Below are 13,744 nucleotides of genomic sequence, written 5' to 3'. Positions count from 1 at the left end.
CCCCCAGTTTGGGCATCACGCTTTACCATCCGTTCCAACCACCGCGTCTACGACGCATCGACCTACGGCCGCGCGCGGCCCATCAACTTCACCCCTACGGGATCACTCCCGTCGGGCGTGCTCTCCCGTCATCAATCTGGAGAGCACCATGTCCGTTTCAACCGTCCGTACGCTGGAGGCCGTCGTATGAGCCGAAAGAGCGCGGAAAGAAAGTTTGCACGCGCAGCCGATCCCCATCAGGCTGAACTCGTGAAGCTGCTCAAGCAGTTTGGCTATGCCCATCAGATCAATACTGTGTTTGCGGATTTCGTCGAGATATCCGCTATCGCATTGAGCAACAGCGTGGACAGGCCGCAGTTTGGACCGCGGGAAAAGCGCTACCTAGAGATAGTCGGAAAATACAAAGCCGAAGAGCTGCAACTGTTTGCCAGGATGTTCGCGGAGTTGACACTCTCGTTCGAGCATCGGCTTGGCGTCGACGACCGCCTTCCTCCGGGCGCGCTGCCGTGCCCAGGAAACCTGACGGACGTGCTTGGCGAGACGTACATGATGCTGGACATCGGCAACGACCGGGCCGGACAGTTCTTCACGCCCTACTGCGTCTCTCGGTTGATGGCCGGCATCTCGATCGGTAGCCGCAGCGAGGTCATAGAGCAGGAGGGGTTCATGCGGATGCAAGAGCCTGCATGTGGTGCTGGTGGGATGGTGATCGCGACGGCAGATGCATTGCTGTCGATCGGCCAGAACTATCAGCAGACCATGCATGCAACGTGCATCGACATCGATGCACGCTGCGTCCATATGACGTACCTGCAGCTGTCGATGATGCATATCCCAGCGATTGTCGTGCATGGGAATGCACTCACCGGGGAAGTGTGGGGCATGTGGTACACCCCGGCGCATATTCTCGGCGGTTGGCGGGCGAAGCTTCGGCAGCGCAGGCAGGCAGATGCTCTGCGCGAAGTATTGGCGCTGGACCGGAGCGCGGTCGCTCCGGACGCCGACGCAAAGCAGGAACCGGACGATGACCTGATGTTCGATAGTGAGGTCGCCGTGGCAACGACCGTCGAAGTGCCGGCGGTCGCGGCATTGCCTCCTGCCGATACCCTCTGCGATCTCTTCGACGACGCTGTCGAGCAGTCGAGGGCCAGTATCTTTGCGGCCGTCGATCAGCTGGCCCTCTTCTAAGACGCGCGGTAGCGCGACATCCTCTTACACCAAGGCCCGATCGTTCGATCGGGCTTTTTTTTCCTTCAGTCCCTGCGGGTGCCGCAACCGGCAACCGGTGAAAGCTAGCGCGTTCTTACGGGCTTTCCGCCGAGTTCCCGAAAATTCAAGCGGTATCTTTTCTTCATCTACCGCGTCTCTGACGCATCGACTCAGCCGGCGCCGCCGGCATTCCTTTCCAACCCCATCGGGAACCACTCCCGATCGGGGGCAGGTTCCCTCTTCGGAGAACCTGCCATGCAACAAACCCCTCTGCAGCAACCTACTATCAAGCTCGGACGCATCAAGCTGGGCCGGAACCCTCGCACGTACTTCGATGACGCCAAGATGGCCGAAATGAAGGCGTCGATCTCGGCGCGCGGTGTTGATACGCCGGTTATCGTCCGTCCCCTCGACGACGGATTCTTCGAACTCATCGCCGGCGGCCGTCGGTACAAAGCCGCGCTCGAGACGCGCGGCGATGACTACGACATGCCGGTGAACGTCAAAGACGTGGATCCGGTTGAGGCGGAAGAAATCGCCTTCACCGAGAACATCCAGCGTGACGACATGTCCCCCGGTGACGAGGCAGTCGAGGCGGCGCGCCTTCTCGGCCGCTGTCAAGGGGATCGCGAAGAGGCTGCCAGGCGGATCGGCTGGAGCCTTCCCACGCTCAACAGCCGTCTCGCGTTGCTGAACTGCAGTAACGAAGTCCTCATCGCTCTGAACACGCGCCAGATCCTTCTGGGTCACGCGGAGCTGCTTGCCGCGCTGTCCAAGGAAAATCAGGATCGCGTGCTTCCGGTGATCATCTCCGAGAAGAAGTCCGTGACCGACGTCCGAAAGCTCGTCGAGAGTGCGGCATGCTCTTTGGCCGCCGCGATCTTCGACAAGACCGATTGCGCGGCGTGCCCGCACAACTCGGCGATGCAATCCGAGATGTTCGGCGAGTCGATCGCGACCGGTAACTGCACGAATCGCCAGTGCTACAACGGGAAGACGGACAAGCAGCTCGAGGTCACGGCCGCGGGTTTGCGCGACGAGTTCCCGACCGTGCGCATCGTGCGTGCTGGCGACAATCACACACGGGTTCAACTCGCAGTCGACGGGGTGAACGGCGTTGGAGCCGAGCAGGCGAAGGCGTGCCACGGCTGCCAGAACTACGGCGTTGCGGTCAGCGGGCTACCGGATTCTCTCGGCAAGACATTCCGCGGCCAGTGCTTCGACACTGTGTGCAATATGCGCAAAGTTGCGGACCGGATCACGGCTGAGAAAGCGGCGGCGAAAGCCGCGACCTCTGACGCCAAAGGTTCGTCTGTTCCGACTAAAGCAGCGGGCAAGAGTGCATCGAGCTCCGATGCCTCCGCGCCGGCAGCGGTAACCGTGGTCGCCGAATCCGACCGGGTGAAGCAATACCGTGAGGCGCTGTGGCGGAAGGCACTTCGGCGCGACGTCGGCAAAAATGCGGCGCTCGCTCGACAGTACCTGATCGCAATCGTCCTCGCGGGCTATGCGCGTCAGATCAAGGACGAAGTTTTCCGATCCGTCTACGAAAAGGTGACGGACGAGAAGGCTCCTGCGGCCGATCTCCCGAAGGCTCTTCTTCTTGCTTGTACCACGTCGGATGAGCAGGCTGCGATGCTGGTCACCGGCATGTTTGTCGCGGCGATTGAAGGTCTCGACGTCACGTATCTCAAGCAACTCTGTAAGCACCACAACCTCGACCTGACGCAGTACTGGAAGCTCGACAAGGAGTTCCTGGACCTCGTCACCAAGGCCGAGATGATGGTGATCGCAGACGAGCTCGGGCTGCGCGCGGCGATGGGCGACAACTTCAAGAAAGTCTTCTCGAAGTCGAAGGCCGAAGTCATCACGGCGCTGCTCGCCGTCGAAGGTTTCACCTACGAGGGCAAGCTCCTGAAGGTTCTCAAGTTCTAAGCAGCGGGCGGCCCCTGGCCGAGTCGCATCGACATTCTGCGCCGCCTCGAGCGGCGCATATTTTTTTGGAGATTCAAATGTTTCAAGCACTCGAACCGCTACTTCGTTCCGCGGAAAAACTCGTCTTGTCGTTGACGATGGACGGCGAAAACATCGTCGTGTTCTTGACGCCGGCAGGCGGCAAGGACGCGATGCTGCGACAGCCGTTGATCCTGAGGGCGACGGCCGTAGAGCTCGACGAGGGCTTCGCAGCGGCGATCAGCAGCTTTACCGCTGCGCATCAGTCGCTCGGCGATCAGGTGGCGGCGACCAATGCGATCCTCGAGGCCCAGCAGCAGTCGCAGGCGACGAAGGCCCAGAAGGCATTGTCGAAAGCGTCGAAGCCTGAGGCCGCAAATGCGGCTGTGGACGAAGACGCTGATGCCGATGAGGAAGGGGCCGGACCGACCGCCGCCGCGCCCGGGGTGACGCCCCCGGCCGACGAGAAGCCGGCCGGCACGGATCTGTCGTCGTTGCTCCTGTGAGGTGAACCATGTCGATCAGCATCGCAGTATTGGTTCGCGAGTTCACCTACAACGGCATGGCGCTTTTGGATCCCGGTCCGACGTTCTCGCCTGACCAGGTACGCGATCTCTACACCGCCCAGTATCCCGAACTGACGACCGCTGCGGTCGACGGCCCGGAAATGAAGGGCGGGGTGGCGCACTACAAATTCGTCCGCGCGGCGGGTGCCAAGGGCGCCCATGCGTAAACGCGTTCTGCTCAAAGCCCTGTCCGATCCGGATGGTGGCTTCAACCAACAGGAACCGGCCGAAAGGCCGGTTTTTTTATATGACGAGGAAATGCGGAAATGTTCTTCGATCCTGCACTCCCTGATTCAAGCATCGCAGCTGGCTCGGCCGCGGGCTGGCAACCGCCACGCGCTGCCCCTGCCCGACGTCGACTTGCCGCTGATCTTCTGACGCTTCCGTCCTTCTCGACGGAGGTGCCGGGGGCGGTTCGGCTGAAGTGGCGTGAAGACGTGAACCTGTCGGATTTGGTCCTGAAGCATTTCCAGTATGGGCCTTTGCGCGCAGGTGATGTTCAGGATCCGGCCGACGCCGGCGACGCGTTCCAGCAGGCGTTTCATGCGTGGACGCGACGCCAGTATGGGCTTCTTTCCCGGCTCCGATTCGCGCCGCGTCTGTTCGACGCGCACGCAGTTCGCGATGTTCTCGATGGCCTCGGTAACGGGAACAACGATGACGACTCGACACCACTGTTCTTCGGGTTCTGCCTTGAAGATGAGTGGGTTTACTCGCTTGAAGGGGCGATCGAGACACTGCGGTCGACCCACCCGTTGCTCTTCCGGACGATGATGGCCGCGTTGTACCGCGCATCGGCCCGGACGATGTTCATCCGCCTGCCAGACTGGTTCATGTACGAATTTTCGTGCTGGTACTGGGACGGCGATCCGAACATTTCAGACACGGATGCGGACGAAGCGCTGAAGGAACGGTTCGACGACGACACCGAAACCCGTTCTGGGTATCTGCCGTCAGTTGTTCGGCCACAGCTTTGTCCGGACGACGCTGATCCGTGTGTGTTTAGCGGCGGTAAGTGGCGTTATCGAAGCGCCCTGACGGACCCAGAGCTGATGCGTCTTCGCGCTCGCAGCAGGGGCATGCCTAGGCGCGTCTGCACCGAGGTGCTCAAGCTCCGCGCGCTGATGCGCCGCAGCCGTAGTCGAGATCTGCTTCACGTGAACTACGCCGCAAATCCTGCCTACGCGCTTTGCTCGGTGATCGTTGAGGACAACCAGTTTGTCGGCGACCTTCTCGATTGTCATTTCGACAATGAATCCCAATCCGGTGATGCGACGACCTACAGCGGATTTTCCCGTTTGGCGTCGACCCCGAAGGCTATCCGCCGCCAGTACGCCGACCTGGCACTGGCGTTTCGAATTCTCACTCACCTTGACCGGCTTCTTGCGCTGGTGAGTCAACCCACTTAAAGGAGTGTGTTATGTCTGGAATCTCGGCCGGCAGAACCGGTTCGGATGTCGCGTTGTCGCAAGCGTTGTTGCTCTATACGGGCAAGGATGGTGCGCATTTTGCGACAGCCCACGCTGTCATCGCTGACCGCAAAAGCGGCCGACCCGTCATTGGCGCCGGTCGGCCGCTCGACCGGAAGGTGCTTGTTCAAACGCTTCAGCAGCTCGCCGAGCACGTCGCACCGCGGGCGGAGTTTTTGCCAGCGACGGTGCTCGGGGTGTCGCCTGAAGCAGTCACGTGGTGGTGTCCGCCAGCGATGCGCCGGGTGTTCTTCGAATGCGAGAACCTTGGTAAGCGAAGCGCCGTTGTTCCGCATCCGGGGCTGGTGTTCCAGGCCTCGAATCAGGGCTTTCGCGTGTTCGCGGTGGCATGCAGCGATCGCCCCGTTCGCGAGACGCCGTTGTTCGAACCGCCGTACTTCAACACCTGGGACATGGGCCGGATCTGCATCGGCAGTGCGCAGGTTCCGAAGCGTGTGGATGTGGCGTCGATCGATGGCTGGGAAGCCGGGTTCTTCGATTCGGCCTTCACGCATCCGAACGCCGGCGGCAAACGGATCGAGTACAAGGACGGCGAGTACGCGTTCTGGCGCGACATGCTCGACGGCAAGTTCGGCGAGACGTTTCCGCTCAACGCGCTGGTGCCGATGAAGCGGACGCTCGAGCAGCTGGTCAACGGGCAAGTCGGGAGGGGCGCATGAATCCGCTCGATACCGTTCTCCAGCAGTCCTTCCCGTCGGTGATGGTTCCGTCGCGGGAGGCCGTTGTCCCGATGACGCGTTCGGGTGAGCGCCTGCTCATCGCATCTGATGGCGTCTATCTCGAAGTCCTGCGCCCCTGGGTCCACGTGGTGCGTCGCATCGCGCAGTACGCAGTCTCGACAGCTGTCCCGTACGGGAAGGTCGAAGAGACGACGGCGCTCTTGTGCGGGCAGATTCCGGCCGCGCTCGTCGCGGAGTTTCATGCGATGGCCCGGGCGGCGTTGCCAAACGAGGTCGGCGCGTGGATTGTCTGGAACAGCGTGATCAGTGAGTTCCGTATCGTTGCGTTGCCTTCGCTGTCGCACGGGCCGGGCCATTTGGTCTATGAGCGGCCGCGACTGGCAGACGGCGAATGGCTGGTGGTGGATTGCCATTCCCATGGCACGAGCCCGGCGTTCTTCTCGCGCACGGACAATCAGGATGACAAGCATGACGTGAAGTTTGCGCTCGTGCTGGGCCATTGCGATCGTACGCCGTCCGTCGCGCTGCGGCTTTGCGCGAAGGGGATCTTCGAGAAGTTCGAACGCGCGCCCGAGACGTGGGCGGCGGCGCTGACAATGGAGGGGGTGTGATGAGCGAGGTGATCACTCATAGTATTCCCGCCGACATGCTCCGCCGGCCGTGGCGCGTTGTGGTGGTTGGAGCCGGCGGGACCGGGAGCGCATTTCTTCCCAGTCTCGCGCGGCTGCATCACGCCATGATCGAGCTCGGCCACCCTGGCGGGATCGAGTGCACGGTGTACGACGACGACACTGTCAGCGAGACGAATGTCGGGCGGCAGGGGTTCTATCCCAACGACGTCGGGCATTACAAGGCGTTGCTGCTCGTGAACCGGCTCAACAACCTGATGGGAACCAACTGGGTTGCGGAGCCGCGGCGTGTCGATTCGTCGGTGCGGATCGTCGCCGACATCGTGGTGGGTTGCGTCGACTCACGTCGCGCGCGGCACGCCATCGTGCAGGCAGCGAAGCGCGGGAGTTGTCGTTACTACCTCGACTGCGGCAATGAGACGGATCGTGGTCAGGTCATTCTCGGGGAGTTCGGCAAGGCCCGGCACGACCGGTTGCCCCACGTGGGCGATCTGTTCCCGGAACTGCTGAATGCCAAGAATGACAGGGGCGACGACACACCGTCCTGCTCGATGGCCGATGCGCTGCGCAAGCAGTCCCTGGTCATCAATCAGGCGATCTCGGTACAGGCCTACAACCTGCTCTGGACGCTTTACAGGACGGGGTCGCTGAAGTATTCGGGCAGCTTTGTGAACCTGGAGACAGGTCGCACAAGCCCGATATCGATTGATCCCGCCGCGTGGGCGCGCTTCGGCTACGAGGCGCCCCCGCCGAAAAAGCCGAAGGCTCGCAAGAGCCGGAAAGCGACGGCAGCAGTTTGAATTTGCCGCCTCGCTTCGAGGCGGCTTTTTTTTCATCCAACGGGTGGTAGCCCGTTGGGCGCTGCCCGAGTTCGAGGAGCATTACTTATGGGACGCTCGGGTACCGAGACCGTGCGGGACGTTGATTTGCCGCACGCGGTGATACGCTTCAAGCGTGCGGTTCAGTTCCCACGGTTCAGCATGGCCGAGGGGGAGCGATGGGGGTTCGTCGTTTACGGTAAGACAGCGGACCGAATAGCCGCGATCAAGGCGGGCGATAGGTTCGACTTTGCAGGTGGTCAATGTCTTGCCATCGACGTCGAAATTATCTACGAAGGGCCCGGCAATCTCGATTTCAGCCGGGCCGCAGGATACATCTAGGCAAACTGAATTTCTCTGATACCAGCGCCTCCCGAGTAATCGGGCAGGCGCTTTTTTTTCGTCCAGAGGAAAGCGGGGCAGTTTTCTCGACGATTCCGGCGGGTGATGGCGGCACGCCGGCCTACACTGATCCTGTTTCCCGCGCGTCTGCGCATCGACCCCTTCGCATCGGCTCTGTCCGTGCGTATTTCTCTCACCGACCATACGTCGGCTTCCCAGTCAGGGCAATTTCCCTGACGGGCGATTGCCCTCTTTTTTGAGGCAATCGTCATGTTCAAGCTTCTCATCTCTGTTCTGCTCCTCGCTTCGTTGACCGCGTGCGCTTCGTATGACTTCGGTTCGCCCGATGTCTACCAGCGCTACGACGTTCAGCGCGCGGGAGAAATCGAGGCGGCCACGGTCGTCAGCGTGCGCGGCGTCACGATCAGCAACGAGTCGGACCGTTCCGGTCTGGCATCACTGTTGAGCGCGGGTGTCAGCGCATTTCTCGGCTCCCGCACGATCGGCGGCGGCAACGGCCGATACATCGCTGGCGCGCTTGCTGGTGCCGGCGCTGCCTACGTGTCGCAGCGTCTGTCGGAATCGCTCGCGCGCCACGCTGGCCTTGAGGTCGTCGTGCGCACGGTGTCCGGCCGCACGCTGGTCGTCGTTCAGTCCGACGAGCAGCGCTTCGCCCCTGGCGATCGCGTGATGCTCGTCAGCAGTTCTTCCGGCATGCGCATCACGCGCTGAGCCGTTCATTCGCCGGCAGTGGCCGGCTTCTTCCTGCATAGCGAGGTTCCCGTTTGGGGCCTCGCTTTTTTTATTCCGAGGGCAAGATGTTCAAGGTACCGAAAGTTCTGTACGCGGACCGGCGCGCGGGTGGCGTTGCGTCCGACGCTGCGCTGACCCACCATGCGACGCGGATGCTGCATCGTGTTGCGCGCGATCTGCGGTTGCGAGCAGGTGAGCACGAGGTGGTAGCCGAGCCGGCGAAGGCCGGCCGCGGCTGCCGCGTCACCCTGCGCACCAGTCGGATGATGCTTGAGATTGCGGATTCGACATCGCGCCAGCATGTCGCGGTGTCGTTTCGCACCCGGCGCGGTCACCGCGACCTGTCGGGCGGCGGTGACAACGTCGTGCCGCTCACGCAGCTCGACACGGACGAGGGCTACCAGGCGTTGCTTGGCGGCCTGCGGCTCGTGGATGGTCTCGATAACGACCGGCGATAGGGGGCGGGATGCAATTCGTCGACGTTTGCATCGAGTACCCCTCGGGGATCTCGATAATCGATCGCGGGTCCTATGACGCGGAACTCGGCATGGTCTATGTTTCGGCCCGTGTTCGTGCTTTCCTGGCGGTCGTGCATGAGAGTGAATCGCCGCCGGTGATCACCGCATCCTGGGATGGGAATGAGGCAAAGCTCATTCAATCGACGGTCGACAGCTTTGCTGTCGTCTCGGTAGAGCCGCCGGCCGCCTCGCCGCGGTCCCGGCTGGGCGCGCGACTGGTTCGCGCATCCTGGTCCAAGGACCAGCGGCAGCAGTTCGGGCGGTTCTGCCATACGCTGACGGTCTCGTCGATCGTCGGTGTGGTCGGCTACGTGCACGCCATCTCGGAGTTCTCGATCTGGGCGGCGATGAACGTTGCAGCACTGGTCGTGATCGGTGTGGTAACTTATGTCGTAGGCATGGATTCCATGAACGGAGAATGAATATGTACTTCGGTCCTGTTGCACTGCTTCTGACGCTGGTGTTCTGCGGCTACGGCATCGTCGCATGCGAACGCGGTCGTAAGGCGGAGCGCGACCAACGTCGTTCTCTGCGGCACCACACGCATTAAATCGAACTGACGGTCGCCCATCTGGGCGGCCGCCTATCAATCAAGGGCTGCACCTTTCGGTGTGGCCCTTTTTATTTTCAGGGTTTCCATGTCTGAAGTACTGGAGCGGCCGGTATCGCGGTCGCAGGACGCGTTTGAACTCGAAGGTAAGACGGTCGAGGAGGTTGCTCGATACATCGAGGACTCTCTTCGTGCTACGGAGCTCGAGCCGGAATGGGTGTTCGTTGCCAATCGGTCTATGTATGCAAACGAGGCCGTGTTTGGTCGAAAGCCATGGTCCAAATGGCCGGCTGCTGGCGAGAATAAGCGGCGTTGCTGCGTGTCGATCGAGCGGGGTCAGTCGGAAGGGTGGATTGTCCGTCTCGACACAGTTTGGCTCGATGCAGCGTTGGGCGTCAGCCACTGGCGAACTCAACCGCTCATTCGCATCAAGACGCTGACGCGTTCCCATGGCTGGGCCGTTGCCGCGGTGGTATCGAACCTGCTCAACATCGACTGACGAGTCACCTTCAATTTTTCCCAATCCGGGGCAACTGCCCGGATGGGGTGGTTGCCCCTTTTCGCAAGGACAACCACTGATGTACACGATCAAAACTCCTGACGCCTCGATCCACGTCGACACCCTCGCACACGTATTCCACGTGTTTTTTCACGACGCAGCGTTATCCGCGTACGAAACGACCGAGATCTCACTCACGTGCGGCGGCTCTCCGCTGCCGATCCTGCGCTACAACGGGATCTTGACCGTTCGGCAGCCAGGCACGGCCGAAGCGATCTTCACCGCGCTTTTCGAGGAGATCCGCAACCGCTGGTTTAGCCGGGACGGGCGACAACTGCAGCCTTGGCAAGTCACGCGCAAGCGCTGGGAGGTCTTCCAGTTCATGTTCGAGCTGGCGACGAAACCGGCATGGATGCTGTCCGGCGAGCAACTCGAGGCCGAAGTCGAGGCCGCGCGTGGCGCCGGTCGGCGCTTCCACCTGCCGGATGTCTGTGAGCGCGTCGCAAACGCGCTGTTCGGCTTCACGTCGCAAGGGCCGCGACTCCCGCTCTCAGGCGGGGTAAACGGCCGGCACGAGGTTCATGTGGCCTATGCGCTGTTTCTGGATCGGCCGATTCCTGATTCGGTGCTGGCGGACTACCGTGGCGACGCTAAGCGCTTCCAGTACGACCTGCAGTGGTTCCCCGTTCTCCTGGACGTGCCTGTTCTGCGCAACACGCTCCCGTACGACGTCATGCAGTCCGCGGTGGCGATCTACCGTCACGAGAAAAGGCAGATCGACGCCGAGCTCGGTGCCGGTATCGTCGCCGCGCTGCAGTCCGCGCCGGCCGGTATCTCCTACGTGGAGGTTGACGACCGGCTGTTCGCCGCAGGCCTCGTCGACAAGCCGGATCTTCCCGAACAGTACCAGCGTCCGGTGGACGTCGGCTCCGCGATGTCGCCCGTAGCCGAGCGCCTGCGTGATCTGATCGGGGACGCCGTCCTGAAAAAGTCGCTGGACAGGCTCGGAGCCGACCGACAGAAGGGGCGGATCTCGCTGCGGCAGTACAACCTGCAGGTCGAGATGGCGAAGCTGGAGCGAGGCCGCATGACGTTCGAAGGGGCCAACCGGTTTGCCGCCGATGTTGAGGCGCGTAACGTTGGCGCTTTGCTGTCAGTCCTGGACCACGCGGCCGGCTGGAACGACCAGAGCAAGCGTGTATTGCGCGAGCAATTCGGTGTTTCATTGCGCGGCCTGAACTCGACGCGCCGGCGGCGTGCGATCTTCGCGTTCTGCGGCTATGACGAGGCGGCACAAGCCGAGTGGGAGGCAAAGCAGGACGCCGCCCGCGCGCACCGTCGCGCCGAAGAGACCGCCAACGACGCGAAGAAACAGGCAGGCCTCGCCCGGTACCGCACGCACGACAACGTGCTGATCACGGGCGTCGAGCACGTTGACCAGGCGATCGCCGACGGCTACTCGGAGATCCGGAGCTTTCGCCATGGTGCGGCGACGCGATACGCGTTGGCGAAGCCGGGTTCGACTGAAGGGCGGACACTCCACGCGAAGAACGGCACGCTGGACTATGCGCGGTCGCGGCTCACGTTGCTCGCGGCTTGATCGAGGAGCGAAACATGCGATTCGATCGAACCGTGCGGTACGGGGACTACGTCTGGACCCGCCGAAAGGAACAGGCGTTTCTCAATCGGCACAAACGTATTGCTCGGAAGCTCGAGCGTGACTGCCCGCTGTTCGCAGATCAGCTCGCGCCGGCACCCGAGACCGACGTCGACGCGGAGAAGGCGCTGAGAATCGATAGAGCGCGCCAGAGTGAGCAGGTGATGCGCGATCTCGACGCGAGACATTGGCGCGCCGGTCGTGCGTCCTACTTCGCGTGCGAGCCGGAGATCCGAGCGCGAATCATGGCCGAATGGAGTGCGTGGCGCGGACCGGCAACGCCACTGTACTTCATCTATGTGGTCGAAAAGCACAACGGTGTCGGCGAGGAGCGAACCCGACGGATGCGTGAGCGCGACGCTGAGATCCGTGATGCAGTCCTTCCGATGGTGAACGTTCAGGGCGACCTGCTTGGGACGTAAGAGGTGGTTCGCCACCCGACATTGAACAACCGGCGCCACGTGCGCCGGTTTTTTTTCGTCCATTCGGAACGGGATGGTCTCTAAGCCCCGTAAATTTCTCGATCTTTCCGGCCTGCACGCAGGATGGCGGCTCCTACACTGGCTTTACTCACCGCGTCACCGACGCATCGAATCCGCCGCAATGCGGCCACTTCCAGCCCCAGGGAATCACGTCCCGCCGGGCGTCTTTCACGGGGCGACACTTCCGAGGTCACTCGTGAACCAATCTGAAACTTCCAATCCTTTGCCACCTGATGCCGTGTCGATCGCCGAGATCGAGGTGGCGATCAATGTATGGCGCAACCGCTCGCCGGCGCCGACCGGGCCCGACGAGCTGATCGTTCTCTGTGCCGAGGCCCGGGTTCTCGCCGACGTCTACGGTGTCATGATCGTGAACCGCGCCACGTGCGTTCCGCGATCATCGCTGACGTCGACGCAGGCCGCAGCGCTCATCGGCGCTCGTTCGTAGGCATCAACTCGCGTCTCAGGACGCATCGAATCGCCGCATCGCAGCATCTCCAATCGCCCCGCAGGGTCACGTCCCTGCCGGGCGCGATTCCCGTGGGGCTCTTTCATTCAAGGTCCCCATGAAACTCTCTCCCGCACGCCTCACCCAGCTGCTCGCCACATACATTCCGAAGCGCCTTCCGGTGCTGATTACCGGCCGGCCTGGTATTGGCAAATCCGACATCGTCGAAGCTGCCACCGAGGAGGCGGAGCACGACCTGCTCATCAGTCACCCGGTTGTCGAAGATCCGACCGACTCGAAGGGTTTGCCGTTTCCGTCGGCCGACGGCACGCATGCCCGATTCTTGCCCTTTGGCGACCTCGAGCGGGCGCTGTCGGCGGCGCGTCCACTGGTCTGGTTCTTCGACGATCTCGGGCAGGCTTCGCCGGCGGTGCAGGCGGCCAAGATGCAGCTGCTGCTCGCACGCCGCATCGGTGAGCACCAGTTGCCCGACTGCGTCACGTTCGTCGCGGCAACGAATCGCCGCAGCGACAACGCGGGTGTCAGCGGGATCCTCGATCCGCTGATCTCGCGTTTTGCGGCGGTCGTCGAGCTCGAAGCCACTGTCGATGACTGGACGACTTGGGCGGTACGGCAGAACGTTCCGCCCGAGCTGATCGCGTTCCTTCGCTTCCGACCGGACCTGCTCTGGGAGGCGCGCAGCAGCCGCGATATCGTCGCGTCGGCAAGTCCCCGGAAGTGGGGATTTCTCGCGAAGACGATGCCGGCTGTCTCGGCTGATTTGCTGCCTGACGCAATTTGCGCGACGGTCGGCGAAGGTGCCGGTGCCGAGCTGATCAGCTTTCTTTCGATCTACCGCGCTCTGCCGTCGGTCGACGCGATCCTGTTGGACCCAAGCCGGGGCGCAATCCCGGACGAGCCGAGCATCCTGTACGCCCTCACTGCGGCGCTCGCGCACAAGGCGAGCGATGGCAACTTCGAGCGAGTTCTGCAGTATGCAGACCGGCTCGCCGATACGGGGAAACGGGAGTTCACGGCGGTGCTGGTCCGTGACTCGATCGCGCGCACGCCCGATCTGCAGAACCATCATGCGTTCATCCGTGCGCAGGGCGGTGAGATCGGCAAGATCATCCGCGGCGAATAGCCGCCT

General features: G+C 62.2%; 17 protein-coding genes. All 17 read left to right on the top strand.

The genetic code is table 11. The annotated features are described in order from the left end of the window. The first annotated feature begins 186 nt into the window (after positions 1-186). Complete coding sequence (locus tag DIE08_RS13690; protein ID WP_124902182.1) at positions 187-1,188, top strand: N-6 DNA methylase; 1,002 nt, start codon at positions 187-189, stop codon at positions 1,186-1,188. A 276-nt stretch (positions 1,189-1,464) separates the two neighbouring features. Beyond that, positions 1,465-3,144, top strand: a complete 1,680-nt coding sequence (locus tag DIE08_RS13685) for a PRTRC system ParB family protein (protein ID WP_124902181.1) — start codon at positions 1,465-1,467, stop codon at positions 3,142-3,144. A gap of 77 nt (positions 3,145-3,221) precedes the next feature. After that, positions 3,222-3,668: a PRTRC system protein E gene (locus DIE08_RS13680; RefSeq protein ID WP_124902180.1), complete on the top strand. Its 447-nt coding sequence runs from the start codon at positions 3,222-3,224 to the stop codon at positions 3,666-3,668. Positions 3,669-3,676: 8 nt separating this feature from the next. Continuing rightward, the gene (locus tag DIE08_RS13675; RefSeq protein ID WP_124902179.1) at positions 3,677-3,895 is read left to right on the top strand and encodes a PRTRC system protein C; all 219 of its coding nucleotides are present in this window, start codon (positions 3,677-3,679) and stop codon (positions 3,893-3,895) included. 99 nt (positions 3,896-3,994) lie between these two features. After that, entirely contained in the window at positions 3,995-5,137 is a 1,143-nt protein-coding gene (locus DIE08_RS13670; protein WP_124902178.1) for a PRTRC system protein F, read from the top strand. A gap of 11 nt (positions 5,138-5,148) precedes the next feature. Continuing rightward, complete coding sequence (locus tag DIE08_RS13665; protein ID WP_124902177.1) at positions 5,149-5,877, top strand: PRTRC system protein B; 729 nt, start codon at positions 5,149-5,151, stop codon at positions 5,875-5,877. Beyond that, complete coding sequence (locus DIE08_RS13660) at positions 5,874-6,509, top strand: PRTRC system protein A (RefSeq protein WP_124902176.1); 636 nt, start codon at positions 5,874-5,876, stop codon at positions 6,507-6,509. Before DIE08_RS13665 ends, DIE08_RS13660 begins: the two co-directional genes overlap by 4 nt. Beyond that, positions 6,509-7,327 carry a PRTRC system ThiF family protein gene (locus tag DIE08_RS13655; protein ID WP_124902175.1) on the top strand — a complete coding sequence of 273 codons (819 nt, stop codon included), beginning with the start codon at positions 6,509-6,511 and terminating at the stop codon, positions 7,325-7,327. Before DIE08_RS13660 ends, DIE08_RS13655 begins: the two co-directional genes overlap by 1 nt. An 87-nt stretch (positions 7,328-7,414) precedes the next feature. Continuing rightward, entirely contained in the window at positions 7,415-7,687 is a 273-nt protein-coding gene (locus DIE08_RS13650) for a hypothetical protein (protein ID WP_124902174.1), read from the top strand. A gap of 270 nt (positions 7,688-7,957) precedes the next feature. Further along, positions 7,958-8,419 (top strand): hypothetical protein, encoded by a 462-nt coding sequence (locus DIE08_RS13645; RefSeq protein WP_059848450.1) that lies wholly within the window; start codon positions 7,958-7,960, stop codon positions 8,417-8,419. 86 nt (positions 8,420-8,505) lie between these two features. After that, positions 8,506-8,898 (top strand): hypothetical protein, encoded by a 393-nt coding sequence (locus tag DIE08_RS13640; protein WP_124902173.1) that lies wholly within the window; start codon positions 8,506-8,508, stop codon positions 8,896-8,898. 8 nt (positions 8,899-8,906) lie between these two features. Continuing rightward, positions 8,907-9,380, top strand: a complete 474-nt coding sequence (locus tag DIE08_RS13635; protein WP_124902172.1) for a hypothetical protein — start codon at positions 8,907-8,909, stop codon at positions 9,378-9,380. A 216-nt stretch (positions 9,381-9,596) separates the two neighbouring features. Beyond that, positions 9,597-10,007 (top strand): hypothetical protein, encoded by a 411-nt coding sequence (locus DIE08_RS13630; RefSeq protein WP_124902171.1) that lies wholly within the window; start codon positions 9,597-9,599, stop codon positions 10,005-10,007. A gap of 79 nt (positions 10,008-10,086) precedes the next feature. Then, entirely contained in the window at positions 10,087-11,607 is a 1,521-nt protein-coding gene (locus DIE08_RS13625) for a hypothetical protein (protein ID WP_124902170.1), read from the top strand. A 14-nt stretch (positions 11,608-11,621) separates the two neighbouring features. Beyond that, positions 11,622-12,086: a hypothetical protein gene (locus tag DIE08_RS13620; protein WP_124902169.1), complete on the top strand. Its 465-nt coding sequence runs from the start codon at positions 11,622-11,624 to the stop codon at positions 12,084-12,086. Between the two features lie 256 nt (positions 12,087-12,342). Next, positions 12,343-12,594, top strand: coding sequence for a DUF3717 domain-containing protein (locus DIE08_RS13615; protein ID WP_124902168.1), 252 nt, complete (start codon positions 12,343-12,345; stop codon positions 12,592-12,594). Between the two features lie 118 nt (positions 12,595-12,712). Next, positions 12,713-13,738 (top strand): ATP-binding protein, encoded by a 1,026-nt coding sequence (locus tag DIE08_RS13610; RefSeq protein WP_124902167.1) that lies wholly within the window; start codon positions 12,713-12,715, stop codon positions 13,736-13,738. The last annotated feature ends 6 nt before the right edge of the window (positions 13,739-13,744 follow it).

The organism is Burkholderia sp. Bp9004 (assembly GCF_003858025.1).
Classification (GTDB): Bacteria; Pseudomonadota; Gammaproteobacteria; order Burkholderiales; family Burkholderiaceae; genus Burkholderia; species Burkholderia diffusa.
This window is presented reverse-complemented; position numbering and strand designations above follow the sequence as displayed.